Source organism: Streptomyces sp. P1-3 (genome assembly GCF_050613155.1).
Classification (GTDB): domain Bacteria; phylum Actinomycetota; class Actinomycetes; order Streptomycetales; family Streptomycetaceae; genus Streptomyces.
Window position 1 is genome coordinate 5566031 of the sequence record NZ_CP192512.1, and the last position, 11781, is coordinate 5577811.

The 11781-nt window shown below is 71.9% G+C and carries 14 protein-coding genes and 3 tRNA genes; 10 read left to right on the forward strand and 7 right to left on the reverse strand.

Annotation, left to right across the window (positions count from 1 at the left end):
- Positions 1-16 precede the first annotated feature (16 nt).
- Both ACQUSR_RS23595 and ACQUSR_RS23600 read right to left on the reverse strand, forming a co-directional pair.
- On the reverse strand, positions 17-1459 hold the full coding sequence (locus ACQUSR_RS23595; RefSeq protein WP_431044601.1) for an FGGY family carbohydrate kinase: 1443 nt from the start codon (positions 1457-1459) through the stop codon (positions 17-19).
- 92 nt (positions 1460-1551) lie between these two features.
- On the reverse strand, positions 1552-1839 hold the full coding sequence (locus ACQUSR_RS23600) for a YtxH domain-containing protein (RefSeq protein ID WP_431044602.1): 288 nt from the start codon (positions 1837-1839) through the stop codon (positions 1552-1554).
- 230 nt (positions 1840-2069) lie between these two features.
- On the opposite strand from ACQUSR_RS23600, the gene ACQUSR_RS23605 reads away from it, so the two are divergent.
- From ACQUSR_RS23605 to ACQUSR_RS23615, 3 genes are all read left to right on the forward strand, one after another.
- Positions 2070-2142, forward strand: a tRNA-Asn gene (locus tag ACQUSR_RS23605).
- A gap of 5 nt (positions 2143-2147) precedes the next feature.
- Positions 2148-2220: transfer RNA gene (locus tag ACQUSR_RS23610), tRNA-Asn, on the forward strand.
- A gap of 177 nt (positions 2221-2397) precedes the next feature.
- Positions 2398-2471: transfer RNA gene (locus ACQUSR_RS23615), tRNA-Ile, on the forward strand.
- Between the two features lie 348 nt (positions 2472-2819).
- Here ACQUSR_RS23615 and ACQUSR_RS23620 read toward each other — a convergent pair.
- On the reverse strand, positions 2820-3053 hold the full coding sequence (locus tag ACQUSR_RS23620) for a hypothetical protein (RefSeq protein ID WP_431044603.1): 234 nt from the start codon (positions 3051-3053) through the stop codon (positions 2820-2822).
- A 291-nt stretch (positions 3054-3344) separates the two neighbouring features.
- Here ACQUSR_RS23620 and ACQUSR_RS23625 point away from each other — a divergent pair, with 291 nt between their 5' ends.
- Positions 3345-3836, forward strand: a complete 492-nt coding sequence (locus tag ACQUSR_RS23625) for a calcium-binding protein (protein ID WP_431044604.1) — start codon at positions 3345-3347, stop codon at positions 3834-3836.
- 74 nt (positions 3837-3910) lie between these two features.
- Here ACQUSR_RS23625 and ACQUSR_RS23630 read toward each other — a convergent pair whose 3' ends face one another.
- On the reverse strand, positions 3911-4327 hold the full coding sequence (locus ACQUSR_RS23630) for a TOBE domain-containing protein (RefSeq protein WP_431044605.1): 417 nt from the start codon (positions 4325-4327) through the stop codon (positions 3911-3913).
- A gap of 260 nt (positions 4328-4587) precedes the next feature.
- Positions 4588-5019: a chaplin gene (locus ACQUSR_RS23635; RefSeq protein WP_431044606.1), complete on the reverse strand. Its 432-nt coding sequence runs from the start codon at positions 5017-5019 to the stop codon at positions 4588-4590.
- Positions 5020-5259: 240 nt separating this feature from the next.
- Between ACQUSR_RS23635 and ACQUSR_RS23640 the strand changes: the two genes are divergently transcribed.
- The 3 genes from ACQUSR_RS23640 to ACQUSR_RS23650 all read left to right on the forward strand — a co-directional run bounded on the left by ACQUSR_RS23640 (position 5260) and on the right by ACQUSR_RS23650 (position 7578).
- Positions 5260-6504 carry a S8 family peptidase gene (locus ACQUSR_RS23640; RefSeq protein WP_431044607.1) on the forward strand — a complete coding sequence of 415 codons (1245 nt, stop codon included), beginning with the start codon at positions 5260-5262 and terminating at the stop codon, positions 6502-6504.
- 109 nt (positions 6505-6613) lie between these two features.
- On the forward strand, positions 6614-7012 hold the full coding sequence (gene trxA, locus ACQUSR_RS23645; RefSeq protein ID WP_431044608.1) for a thioredoxin: 399 nt from the start codon (positions 6614-6616) through the stop codon (positions 7010-7012).
- Between the two features lie 140 nt (positions 7013-7152).
- The gene (locus ACQUSR_RS23650) at positions 7153-7578 is read left to right on the forward strand and encodes an OsmC family protein (protein ID WP_431044609.1); all 426 of its coding nucleotides are present in this window, start codon (positions 7153-7155) and stop codon (positions 7576-7578) included.
- On the opposite strand, the gene ACQUSR_RS23655 is transcribed toward ACQUSR_RS23650, so the two are convergent.
- The gene (locus ACQUSR_RS23655; RefSeq protein ID WP_431044610.1) at positions 7559-8170 is read right to left on the reverse strand and encodes a hypothetical protein; all 612 of its coding nucleotides are present in this window, start codon (positions 8168-8170) and stop codon (positions 7559-7561) included. The genes ACQUSR_RS23650 and ACQUSR_RS23655 overlap by 20 nt on opposite strands.
- A 232-nt stretch (positions 8171-8402) precedes the next feature.
- On the opposite strand from ACQUSR_RS23655, the gene ACQUSR_RS23660 reads away from it, so the two are divergent.
- Complete coding sequence (locus tag ACQUSR_RS23660) at positions 8403-9161, forward strand: SCO2400 family protein (RefSeq protein ID WP_431044611.1); 759 nt, start codon at positions 8403-8405, stop codon at positions 9159-9161.
- 170 nt (positions 9162-9331) lie between these two features.
- On the opposite strand, the gene ACQUSR_RS23665 is transcribed toward ACQUSR_RS23660, so the two are convergent.
- Complete coding sequence (locus ACQUSR_RS23665; RefSeq protein ID WP_431044612.1) at positions 9332-9769, reverse strand: MarR family winged helix-turn-helix transcriptional regulator; 438 nt, start codon at positions 9767-9769, stop codon at positions 9332-9334.
- 87 nt (positions 9770-9856) lie between these two features.
- On the opposite strand from ACQUSR_RS23665, the gene ACQUSR_RS23670 reads away from it, so the two are divergent.
- The gene (locus ACQUSR_RS23670; protein ID WP_431044613.1) at positions 9857-10876 is read left to right on the forward strand and encodes an NADP-dependent oxidoreductase; all 1020 of its coding nucleotides are present in this window, start codon (positions 9857-9859) and stop codon (positions 10874-10876) included.
- A gap of 45 nt (positions 10877-10921) precedes the next feature.
- Positions 10922-11779 (forward strand): EI24 domain-containing protein, encoded by an 858-nt coding sequence (locus ACQUSR_RS23675; protein ID WP_431044614.1) that lies wholly within the window; start codon positions 10922-10924, stop codon positions 11777-11779.
- Positions 11780-11781: the final 2 nt, after the last annotated feature.

The window sequence follows — 11781 nt, forward strand, 5'->3', positions numbered from 1 at the left end:
TACCGAAGCGAGCCGGCTATCCGGCGCCGCCCGGCTCGAAGGCACCCGGATGGGTCGCCTCCCGGACCGCGATGTACTGCTGCCGCACCGCCTGGCCGACGGCCAGTTCCTCGCCCGGTTCGAAGATCTGGCTGGCGGCGGACGGCCACGGCGGCGGCTCGTGCGGGGACTGGGTGCCCCGGGCGGCGCCCAGCGACCAGGCCGCCTGGCGGGCGGCCCCCAGGGCCGCGTACTCCGCGGGCTGGGGGACGACGATCTGGGCGCCCAGCAGGGCGGGGGCGATGGCGCGGACCGCCGGGAGGCCGGCCGCCGGGCCCAGCAGGAAGACGCGGCGCACCTCGACCCCGCGGCCGCGCAGCACGTCCAGCGCGTCCGCGAGCCCGCACAGCATGCCTTCGAAGGCGGCCCGGGCCAGATGCTCCGGCTTCATACTCTCGCGGCGCAGCCCGCTCAACGTCCCCGCCGTGTGCGGCAGATGCGGGGTCCGCTCGCCCTCCAGGTAGGGGAGGAGGACGAGGCCGTACGAGCCGGGCGTGGACTTCAGCGCCAGCGCGGACAGCTCGTCCAGGTCGCAGCCCAGCATCTCGGCCGTGCCGCGCAGCACGCGGACCGCGTTGAGCGTGTGCACGACCGGCAGATGCAAGCCCGTCGCGTCCGCGTACGAGGTGATCGTGCCGGTCGGATCGGTGAGGGCCTCGTGGTGCACGGAGAGGACCGACCCCGAGGCGCCCAGCGACACCACCGCGTCCCCGACGCCGACGCCCAGGCCGAACGCCGCCGCCATGGATTCGCCCGTGCCCGCCGAGATCAGCAGCCCCTCGGGCGTGCGCCCCGCCGGTTCGGAGGGCCCGATGACCTCCGGCAGCCGCACCTGGTGGCCGAGCGCCAGCTCCACCAGGTCGGCGCGGTACTCGCCGGTCGCCGCCGACCAGTAGCCGCTGGCGGACGCCGCGCCCCGGTCGGTGGTACGCCGCGCGGGGCGGCCCAGCAGCTGCCACACCAGCCAGTCGTGCGGCTGGAGCAGCTCGGCCACCCGGCGCGCCGCCTCCGGCTCGGTACGGGCGAGCCAGCGCAGCTTCGCCACGGGCAGCCCGCAGTGTGGTACGGACCCGACGGCCTGGGCCCACGCCGTGCGCCCGCCGAACGCGTCGATCAGATCGGCGGCCGCGGCCTGGGCCCGCTTGTCGCTGCCGGTGAGCGCGGGGCGCACCAGCACCCCGCCCGCGTCCAACATGAGCAGGCCGTGCTGCTGCGCCGAGACGCCGATGGCCTCCACGCCCTCCAGCAGCCCGCCCTCGGCGGCCTCGCCGAGCGACAGCAGCCACGCCTGCGGGTCCACGTCGCTGCCGGTGGCCGGGTGCGGCGCGTATCCCTGCTTGAGTACGGCACCGGTGTCCGTGTCACAGACGACGATGCGTGTGCTGTCGGCAGAGCTGTCCAATCCGGCGACTATCCCCATAGCACCTGATGATGCCTTATCGCGGGCGTGTCGGCGGCCGGGCGCGCGCCGCGGACTCTCGGCGGGTCGGGCCGCCGCGTCCCGGTCAGGTGTCAGGTGTTGCTGGTGCCCCAGTCGTCGTCCTCCACGGCGCGCTCCTCGCGCCGCGACCGCACGCGATCCGCCACCGGGCCGGGCAGCCGATCCCCGATCTTGTCGAACGCCCTGGTGGCGGCCTTGCGCCCGTTGAGGGCGGCCGACTCCACGGTGTTGCGCACCGCCGGGTTCTGCGCGACCCGCTGCGCGCTCTTGCGCAGTTGCTCGTACCGCTCGCGCCCGGCGCGTGCCCCGAGCACGTACCCCACAGCCACTCCGGTGATGAACGTCAGCCGGTAGCGCATCGCTCTGCCCTTCCCGTAGGAAATCCCGTCGGACCTCGCCTCGTGTGCCGCTGGGACCGTGCCGCCCGCCTACCCGCCGGGCCCGGAGATCACCCGCGGGCGACTCGCCGCTGACCGGTGGGGATACCGATTGGCGGAGCACCCCCCTGCTTGCGCTAATGTATGTGTCGCAGCGAGGGCGCGCCGTCCGGGGACACCGGAGGGTGGCGCAATCGAGGCACACGGAGCAATCCCCTGTAGCTCAATTGGCAGAGCAGCCGGCTGTTAACCGGCAGGTTACTGGTTCGAGTCCAGTCGGGGGAGCTCGGTCCCCTGTAGCTCAATTGGCAGAGCATTCGGCTGTTAACCGGAGGGTTACTGGTTCGAGTCCAGTCGGGGGAGCAGAAGGAAGAGGACCCCGCAGGGGTCCTTTTTCGTTTTCGGGGGAACCAGATCAGCGTGATCGAAGTCCTTCAGGGCAGGCGTGGTCCACTCGTCGCGCCCCCCTGGGGCAACAGATCGTATGAGCGGCTATGCTGCGGCAGACGGCGCGCACAGATGTGCGCGACGCGCCGATACGGGGCGGTAGCTCAGCCGGTTAGAGCAGCGGACTCATAATCCGTCGGCCGTGGGTTCGAGTCCCACCCGCCCCACCGGAAGGCGTTCGATAAGAACGTTCTGACCTGCGGAAACGCGGGAAAGGTGCCGTCACGCACGTCGTGGCGGCACCTTCGCAGCCTCTAGATCAAGACCCAGGGGCCCTCCAGGGGCCCGGAGGGCGCCAGTCGAGTCGCGGAGGACCTCCGCCCTCACCCACTGGATCGCGGCCAGGTGCCGTCGCGGGCGCGGACAGCATCGCGCTGCGGGCGCCGTCGACCTTCTGCGAGACGTACGCTCCTGACCTTGCCGCGGGATCAGCGCCCTGCCGGGGGTCCTGCCAGCGGCGGACCGACCGGGTGGGGCCAGGGGAGGCCGAGGTCATCCCGGGCGTGGCGGTCAGATCAGACGTGATCCACGAGTCGCGCGAAGCCCTTCTCGCGCGCGCAGTGCGCGCAGCAGAAGAATTGTCCGTCCGCCTCGAGGCCGTGGCCGAGAATGCGGCACTGGCAGTTGTCGCAAATCGGTGCCATCTTCTGGGCGGCGCACTCGATGCTGTCGAAGGTGTGGACGGCTCCCGCGGCGCGCACCTCGAACGCCATCTCGTAGTCGTTGTTGCAGACCTCGCACACGGCCATGACTGATCAGCTCCTGTTTGACGCATGGACAGGCTGGGCGCTTACGGTCGGCCCTCCTGGAAGTTAACGACAAGACGCGGCGAACCTCCGGCGGCGCGTTCAGGCGGGCTCGGCCCGGGCACATGAATCACTCAGCTGGGCGCGGATCGGCGGTGGCCGGCGGTTACGGCGGAGCCCCGGACGGAGCGCGGGCGTACCCGTACGGCGTAACAAAGGAAGCCCCGCGCGCGCATACGTGGAGGACTTGACCGAGGGGGCGTCGGTGCCGGCATGGAAGAAGAGGAGCGATCGATGCGCCGCAGTCTCGTGGTTGGAGCAGTTCTCGGGTTGCTGGTGACGGCTGGTGGAGCCGCGCAGACGGCCATGGCCGGGGCGGCCGCCGTCGACCCGGCCGCCGCGTTGTGCTTCGGCCGACCGGCGACGATCACCGGAACGTCCGGAAACGACCGGATCAACGGCACGCCGGGGCCGGACGTCATCATCGCCGGTGGCGGCGCCGACGTCGTCAACGGCCGCGGCGGCGACGACAGCGTCTGCGGCGGCGCGGGTGCCGACGATCTCTACGGTGACCAGGGCGACGACCGGATCGATGGCGGCCGTGGCAACGACTCCCTGTGGGGCGGCGAGGGCGACGACGAGCTCGTCGGCGGCGAGGGTGACGACAGCCTGTTCGGGGGCGCCGGCGGGGACCGTCTCGACGGCGGTGCGGGCACGAACTTCCACGACGGCGGCCCCGGTGCCAATGTCTGCGTCCAGCCCGCCGAGGGGCGGGGCTGCCCATGAGAACGCGTCGCGCCGTCTGACGCGTCGCGCCGTCTCGCCCGCCGGACGGCTCTCCGCTGTCGAGGCTCCGGCCGTCAGGTGGCCAGCGACACCTCTGTCGACTTGATCAGCGCCACGACCGGGGAGCCGGCGGTGAGGCCGAGGTCGCCGATCGCGTCGTGGGTGACGGCGGCCGTCAGCTCGCCGCCGTCGACCGCGACCTTCACCGCCGCCATGGCGTCGCCGGTGGTGATCCCGGCGACCGTGCCCGGAATCCGGTTGCGAATGCTCAGCCCGGTGACGGGGCCGGTGGCCAGCGACACCTCGGTCGACTTCACCAGGACGCGCACATCGGTGCCCGGCGCGATCCCGAGGTCCTCCACGGCCTCACGGGTCACCGCCGCGACGATCTCCTGCCCGCCCGTGAGGCGCACCGTCACGGTCGCCATCGCGGCGCCGGGCGTGACGGCGGTGACGGTGCCGGGGAACCGGTTGCGGATGCTCAGGGCCATGGGATCGCCTCGCGGGGAGTCCTGGTGAGCGGCGTTGCCGCGATCTCCTCCGCACTGTAACCACAGAGATCGCGCGCAAGGCGGCAGAAAACGCCCACGCCTGTCCTGGTGTGACGCCGCGCGACTCGTTTGGAGCTTCTCCGCCGACGGCCGCGCGCGGGTGCGGCCGCCCACGCGCGGAGCCCCCGTCTCATCGATGCCATCGATCGATGAGACGGGGGCTCCAGGAACGGAAATCCCGACGTCGGCCTAGCAGAACGTCACTTGTTGATGCAGATACCGCCGAACGAGGGGTTCAGCAGCGCGATGACGTCAACGGTGTTGCCGCACGCGTTGATGGGCACGTTGATCGGCACCTGGATGACGTTGCCGCTGATGGCGCCGGGCGACCCGATGGCCTTGGCACTGGCGGAGGAACCCTTGCCGTGGCTGTGGTGGTGCTTCTTGCCCTTGCCCTTGCCGTTGGTCTTGGCGGCCTTGGCCTTGACATTGACCCTGTGGCCGTCGACCTTCATGCCCTTGACCTTGATGGCGGCGGTCTTGCTGGTGTTGGCGCCGTTGTTCTTGCTGATCTTCTGCTTGGTGATGACCACCTCGTCGCCACCGCCCGCCGCGGCCGCGCCACCGGCGCTGCCGAGGGCGACGGCACCCGCCGTGATGGTCAGAACCGCAGCCTTCGAGATGCGCTTCAAGAGTCGTGTCCTTTCCCTGATCATTTGGCTCGGGGCCTGACCAACGACTCGTACGGTCCGCCGATACGCCCGGTCACTCGAATGCCCGCGTTTACGGCCGGGACCAGCGACGATTCCCGGACGGCCGACTCCGTGGCCGGTGGGGCCGGATGGCCTAGCAAGCCATGCCGATGATCGCATTCGTCGATAGCAAGGACATGTTGAGACCGTCTCAGCGCCACCATGCAGTGAGGATCCCCCATGCGTGTGTCCTTGTGCTGGGTGACTGCGGCTGCCCTGGTAGCCGCGGTACCCGCGACGTCAGCCCTCGCCTCCGACGCCGAGGACCCGAGTCCCGTGTCGGCCAGGTCCGCTCCCGCGCCCCTGTATCGGATGAAGGGCGCGATCCCCGGGCAGTACATCGTCTCGCTGGCGTCCGACATCAGCCCCTCGGCCATGGCGGACCGGGTCGGTATCAGGCCGATGTTCACCTATACGCGTGTCCATCACGGCTTCGCCGCCAAGCTCACCACCGCCCAGGTCGACATGCTCCGGAACCAGCCCGGGGTGAGCGCCGTGGAACAGGACGCCCGACTCAACGTGCCGCGCGTCACGGGCTCTGCCATGACGCGTCCCGCCCGCAAGCCCCTTGCCGCGGCCCCGCGTCGGAAGGCCGAGCCCGTGCCCTGGGGCCTGGCCCGGATCAACCACCGGGAGAACGGCGCGACCGGCTACTCCATGAAGGCCACCGGCGCCAAGGTCAACTCCTACATCATCGACACCGGGATCCAGCTGGACCACCCGGACTTCGGCGGCCGGGCCGTGGCCGGTCACAGCTTCGTCGACGACGGGCGCGGCACCCGCGACTGCAACGGGCACGGTACCCATGTGGCCGGCACCGTCGGCGGAACGACGTCCGGCGTCGCCAAGAAGACCCGGCTGGTGGCCGTGCGGGTCTTCGACTGCTCCGGTGTGAGCGCCAACTCCACCGTCATCGCGGCCGCCAACTGGGTGGCCGCCCACGCGAAGAAGCCCGCGGTCGCCAACCTCTCCCTGGGCGGCCCGTACTCCGCCGCCCTGAACCGGGCCCTTGAGGGCCTGGCGGTCGCCGGGGTGTTCCCGGTCGTCGCCGCGGGCAACGAGAACGGCGACGCCTGCGCCAGCTCTCCGGCCAGCTCCCCCGGTGCCCTCACCGTCGCCGCCACCGACCAGAAGGACCGCAAGGCGCCGTTCAGCAACTGGGGCCGCTGCGTGGACATCAACGCGCCCGGTGTGGACATCCGTTCCGCCTACCTCGGCGGCACCTTCCGCGAGCTGTCCGGCACCTCCATGGCCGCGCCGCACGTCACCGGCGTCGCCGCGCTCTACAAGGACACCTACGGTGATGCCTCCTTCAAGTCCGTGGCGTCCTGGCTCATCGGCTACGCGACGCCCGGCGTCGACACCAGCAACAAGGGCGCTCCCACCGGAACGCCCCCGCGGCTCGTCTACACCGGTCGGATGTGACCGCGTACACCGGTCGGATGTGACCGCGGAGTCGGCAGGAATACCGCCCGGCTACGGTTGGTTACCGTAGCTGGGCACCGCCGATCCGACCGGAAGCAGGCAGTCAGGCATGAGCACCGTTGAACTGACCAAGGACAACTTCGACGAGATCGTCTCGTCGAACGACTTCGTCCTGATCGACTTCTGGGCGTCGTGGTGCGGTCCGTGCCGGACGTTCGCGCCCGTGTACGAGCGGGCGGCCGAGCGCCATCAGGACCTGCTGTTCGGCAAGGTCGACACCGAGGCGCAGCCGGAGCTGGCCGCCACGTTCCAGATCCAGTCGATCCCCACCCTGATGATCGTCCGGGAGAACATCGCGGTCTTCTCCCAGCCCGGTGCGCTGCCGGAGCAGGCCCTGGAGGATCTCATCGGGCAGGCGCGCGACCTCGACATGGACAAGGTGCGCGCCGCCATCGCCGAGGCGGCCGGGTCCGGGCCCGACGGCCAGCACCCGGACACCGATGGCTGAACCCGCCCGCCGGCACAGCCCGGCTGGTGCGCCGCACCCAGCCGTACGCCGCACGTAGCCGCACATTACGCATAGCCGTACGCCGCACATGACCGCGCGGCACGCATGGCCCCGTACGCCACACACAGGAGGCATCCCGCATGGCAACGACGCGCACCGCGCACACCGTCTGGCAGGGCAATCTGGCCCAGGGGACGGGCACCGTCACCTTCGACTCGTCCGGCATCGGGGAGCAGCCGGTGTCCTGGCCGTCCCGCGCCGAACAGGCAGGCGGCAAGACCAGCCCGGAGGAGCTCATCGCCGCCGCGCACTCCAGCTGCTTCTCGATGGCGCTCTCGCACGGGCTGACCCAGGCCGGTACGCCGCCGACGCAGCTGCGCACCCAGGCCGACGTCACCTTCCAGCCCGGCACCGGCATCACCGGGATCCACCTGACCGTGGAGGGCGCGGTGGACGGTCTGGACGAGGTCGCGTTCGTCGCCGCCGCCGAGGACGCCAAGAAGAACTGCCCGGTGAGTCAGGCGCTGACCGGTACGGAGATCACCCTCACGGCGAAGCTGGTCTGACGGTCTCCACTCGCTGCAAGAGCCCCCAGGTGAACTCCGCGACGCGCGGAAGGCCCGGGGGTTCGGCGTCGCCGTCGGGTGCGGTGAAGGCGAGCCGCCACCGGGTGGGGGCGGTGCCCTCCATCGGCCGCACCGGCGCGAAGGCCCGCGCCACTTCGTCCACGGTGCACGACCAGGGCTGGAGGTCCGCCGCCGTACGGAGCACCGGGCCGGCGGCGCCCGGGGCGCGGACCAGCCATTCGTGCCATACGGCGCCGCCCGGCGCGACCAGCACCTCGAACCGCAGATCCGGCCAGAGCGGCACCGGCCAGCGCAGCGCCTCGCAGCTCAGATCCCCGACGCGGTGGGTGGTCACCGTTTCCGGCGGGCCGAGTACGGACTGGTAGCGGGCGGCCGCGGCGCGCCGCCGGGGTGAGCGCTGCATGGCCTGCCACCGCTTGTTCGCCTCGCGCATCTGGGCGCGGCTGAAGCCCAGTTCGCGCAGCGCGTCCTCGACCAGCGCGGGGTGGTGGTCCGCCATCCGGCGCAGCAGGACGAGGATGAACGGGAAGGGGGCCGGGAAGGCGTCGGGCGCCCCGAGTGCGGAACTCATGTCCCCATCGTGCCGCCCCACGGGCCGGCGATCCCCATCGTGCCGCCCCACGGGCCGGCGATCCCCATCGTGCCGCCCACGGGCCGGCGAACGTGCCGCGCGGGGGCAGGTCGACACAGCGCCGCGTGGCACACGGATACGGCCGGGAGGGGCGCGGGCGCGGGGTTCTGCACACGATCCTCACAACCGGCGGTATCTCGACTATGTGCGGGTCACATAACCTGCCCGCGAAATGGATTACTGCCCTCCGTGCCGTCGGTATCTCAACGGCGCGCTCTCCTGTCCGGGGTGCGGGACCCCCGCCGAAGAACTCCCGCCCTCCTCGCCCGAGTCCGGCGCGGCCGCCGAGCCGCCCTCGCCGGGCGAGGGTGGTACGCGCGCGTCCCGGCGCGCCGCCGCCCAGCGCGGAACCTCCCGCCGGAAGCCGCGCCGCTCCGTCAGCCGGGCGCGCAGGGCGCGGCGCGGCCGCGGCCGCAGGGTGGCCGTCGTCGCGGGCGTCCTGGGGCCGGTCCTCGCCGCGCTGTTCGTCGCCGAGCTGGCCACCGAGGGCGGCATCTTCCAGCCGGAGGAGCCGCGCCCGGGCACCCAGCAGCCGGTCGCGGACCGCAGCCCCGGTACGGACGGCGACGGCACGCCCGCGACCGGGGCGCCCGGGGCGGACCCGTCGACCGGTTCCGGCCGGGACGGCGAGCGCGGATCCGCCGACTCGGACGGGGACGGCGAGAAGGGCGAGCGGGACGGCAAGAAACGGGACAGGGACGGGGACGGCCAGAAGGACGGCGACCGGAAGGCGGACGACGGCTCTCCGGAGCCGGACGCGACCCCCTCCGGTGGCGGCGAGCCCTCGCCCACCGCCCCGGCCCCCGGCGGCGGGGGCGCGCCCAGCGGCGGCCCGTCGTCCCCGGACCCGGATCCGACGCCGACCCAGCCACCCACACAGCAGCCCGAACCCGAGCCGACCTGCGACCGGTTCCTGTGGTTCTGCACCTGACCGCTCCGCCACCGTTCCGTCTGCGCGGCCGGTGAGGCGGTGGCGCCGAAGGCGCGGGGCGCCGTGATGCGGGGGATCCCCCGGACGGACCGGGGATCGGGAGAGCCCTCCGACGGTCCCGGGACCGGGGGAGTCCCAGGATGGACCGGAGCGGGAGTCGGAGCCCCAGGTCAGCCGGTCGCCGGTGCGTCGCCCAGCATCCGCTGGAGCAGATCGCGCAGCACGGTGCGCTCCGCCTCCGACAGCGCGGCCAGCGGCTCCCGCGCGAAGCTCAGCGATCCGCGCAGCCGGGCCGCCGTCTCCTGGCCCGCGTCCGTCGCGGCGGCGAGCTTGACCCGGCGGTCGGCCGGGTCGGTGCGCCGCTCCACGAGCCCGCGTGACGCGAGCCGGTCGACGATCCCGGTGATGTTCGACGGCTCGCACTTCAGCGTCTGCGCGATCCTGCGCATCGGTACGGGCTCGCGGGCCAGCAGCCCCAGCACCCGCGCCTGGGCGCCGGTCAGCGCGTGCTCGGCGGCGGCCGCCTCGTACTCCTCGTAGTAGCGCGCCACGACGGCGCCGATGAGTTCGACGACCTCTTGGGTCAGTGGATCGGTGCGCGGTGTCATGCCCATCACTCTACCCATTTGCTTGACAATATGAAATATCGACGCGCATGATTGTTTCATCTCATGAAGCTTTTGGAGGCACCTGTCATGTCCGTCATCCCCGCCACCAGCCGCGCCTGGCACCTCACCGCACGCCCCCAGGGCTGGCCGAAGCCGGAGGACTTCGCCCTGCGTGAGGAGGCCGTGGCGGCCCCCGGACCGGGCCGGATACTGGTCCGCAATCTCTTCATGTCGGTCGACCCCTACATGCGCGGCCGCATGAACGATGTGAAGTCGTACATCCCGCCGTTCCAGCTCGACCAGCCCATGGACGGCGGCGCGGTCGGCGAGGTCATCGCCTCCGAGGCGGACGGCATCGCGGTGGGCGACCACGTCCTGCACGGCCTCGGCTGGCGCGAGTACGCCACCGTGGAGGCCCAGCACGCCGTCAAGGTCGACCCCGCGGCCGCCCCGCTCTCCGCCTACCTCGGCGCGCTCGGCATGACCGGCCTGACCGCCTACGCCGGACTGCTGGAGGTCGCCTCCTTCAAGGAGGGCGACGTGGTCTTCGTCTCCGGCGCGGCGGGCGCGGTCGGCAGCCAGGTCGGCCAGATCGCCAAGCTCAAGGGCGCCTCGCGGGTCATCGGCAGCGCGGGCTCGGACGAGAAGGTCCGGCTCCTCGTCGAGGAGTACGGCTTCGACGCGGCGTTCAACTACAAGAACGGCCCGGTCGCCGACCGGCTCAAGGAGGCCGCCCCCGACGGCATCGACGTCTACTTCGACAACGTCGGCGGCGAGCACCTGGAGGCCGCGATCAGCAGTCTCAACGTGCACGGCCGGATCACCGTCTGCGGCATGATCGCCCAGTACAACGCCACCGAGCCGCCCGCCGCCCCGCGCAACCTCGCGCTGGTCATCGGCAAGCGGCTGCGCATACAGGGCATGCTCGTCAACGACCACAAGGCGCTCCAGCAGCAGTTCGTCGAGGAGGTCGGCGGCTGGATCCGCGAGGGCAAGCTGCACTACCGCGAGACGGTCGTCAAGGGCATCGAGCACGGCGTGGACGCCTTCCTGGGCATGCTGCGCGGCGAGAACACCGGAAAGATGATCGTCGGCCTCGGCGGCTGACACCGGGGCAGGGCCACTCGGCGCGCACTCGCTAGGCTGCGGCCCATGCGTGATCTCGCCGCCGGGTTCGGCTACTTGCTCAAGGGGCAGCGCTGGGTCGCCCGGCACGGTCGGTGGTGGGGGTTCGGGATGATTCCCGCCCTCATCACCCTCGTCGGCTACGCCGCGGCGCTCATCGCGCTGTTCTTCTGGACCGACGACATCGTCGCCTGGGCCACCCCCTTCGCCGACGACTGGCACTCTCCCTGGCTCGGGATCTTCCGCGGCGCTCTCGCCGTGCTGCTCTTCGGTACCGGCCTGATGCTGGCGCTGGTCACCTTCACCGCGATCACCCTCCTGGTCGGCCAGCCCTTCTACGAGTCCCTCTCCGAACAGGTCGAGGTCTCCGTGGCCGGCAGCGCCACCGAGTCCGGGCTGCCGCTCTGGCGTGAGCTGCTGATCTCGGCCAGGGAGAGCGTCGCCGTCGTCATCCGGGTCGCGGTCTGGAGCATCCTGCTCTTCGGCCTCGGCTTCGTCCCCTTCATCGGCCAGACCGTCATCCCCGCCGTCGGCTTCTGCGTCTCCGGCTTCTTCCTCGCCGAGGAACTGACCGCGGTCGCCCTCGCCCGACGCCGGGTGGGGCTCAAGGAGCGGCTGCGGCTGCTGCGCGGCCGCAGGATGCTGACCCTCGGCTTCGGCGTGCCGCTGGCGCTGCTGTTCCTCATCCCGCTGGTCGCGGTGTTCCTCATGCCGGGCGCCGTGGCGGGCGCGACGCTGCTGGTCCGCGACCTGCTGGGCGAGGACACGGAAGGCGCGGAGGACACGCACGGCGCGCCGGCCGACGGCCGCGCCGACGGTGAGGGTGCCGGTGGCGGTCAGGAGGGCGGCCCGGGGCGGCCCGCGGCCGCGCTCAGCGGGGCGTAGGG

Excerpts from the sequence above, each read along its gene's own strand:
- ACQUSR_RS23595 (WP_431044601.1), bottom strand. The coding sequence starts at position 1,459 with ATGGGGATAGTCGCCGGATTGGACAGCTCTGCCGACAGCACACGCATC.
- ACQUSR_RS23600 (WP_431044602.1), bottom strand. The coding sequence starts at position 1,839 with ATGCGCTACCGGCTGACGTTCATCACCGGAGTGGCTGTGGGGTACGTG.
- ACQUSR_RS23620 (WP_431044603.1), bottom strand. The coding sequence starts at position 3,053 with ATGGCCGTGTGCGAGGTCTGCAACAACGACTACGAGATGGCGTTCGAG.
- ACQUSR_RS23625 (WP_431044604.1), top strand. The coding sequence starts at position 3,345 with ATGCGCCGCAGTCTCGTGGTTGGAGCAGTTCTCGGGTTGCTGGTGACG.
- ACQUSR_RS23630 (WP_431044605.1), bottom strand. The coding sequence starts at position 4,327 with ATGGCCCTGAGCATCCGCAACCGGTTCCCCGGCACCGTCACCGCCGTC.
- ACQUSR_RS23640 (WP_431044607.1), top strand. The coding sequence starts at position 5,260 with ATGCGTGTGTCCTTGTGCTGGGTGACTGCGGCTGCCCTGGTAGCCGCG.
- trxA (WP_431044608.1), top strand. The coding sequence starts at position 6,614 with ATGAGCACCGTTGAACTGACCAAGGACAACTTCGACGAGATCGTCTCG.
- ACQUSR_RS23650 (WP_431044609.1), top strand. The coding sequence starts at position 7,153 with ATGGCAACGACGCGCACCGCGCACACCGTCTGGCAGGGCAATCTGGCC.
- ACQUSR_RS23655 (WP_431044610.1), bottom strand. The coding sequence starts at position 8,170 with ATGAGTTCCGCACTCGGGGCGCCCGACGCCTTCCCGGCCCCCTTCCCG.
- ACQUSR_RS23660 (WP_431044611.1), top strand. The coding sequence starts at position 8,403 with ATGGATTACTGCCCTCCGTGCCGTCGGTATCTCAACGGCGCGCTCTCC.
- ACQUSR_RS23665 (WP_431044612.1), bottom strand. The coding sequence starts at position 9,769 with ATGACACCGCGCACCGATCCACTGACCCAAGAGGTCGTCGAACTCATC.
- ACQUSR_RS23670 (WP_431044613.1), top strand. The coding sequence starts at position 9,857 with ATGTCCGTCATCCCCGCCACCAGCCGCGCCTGGCACCTCACCGCACGC.
- ACQUSR_RS23675 (WP_431044614.1), top strand. The coding sequence starts at position 10,922 with ATGCGTGATCTCGCCGCCGGGTTCGGCTACTTGCTCAAGGGGCAGCGC.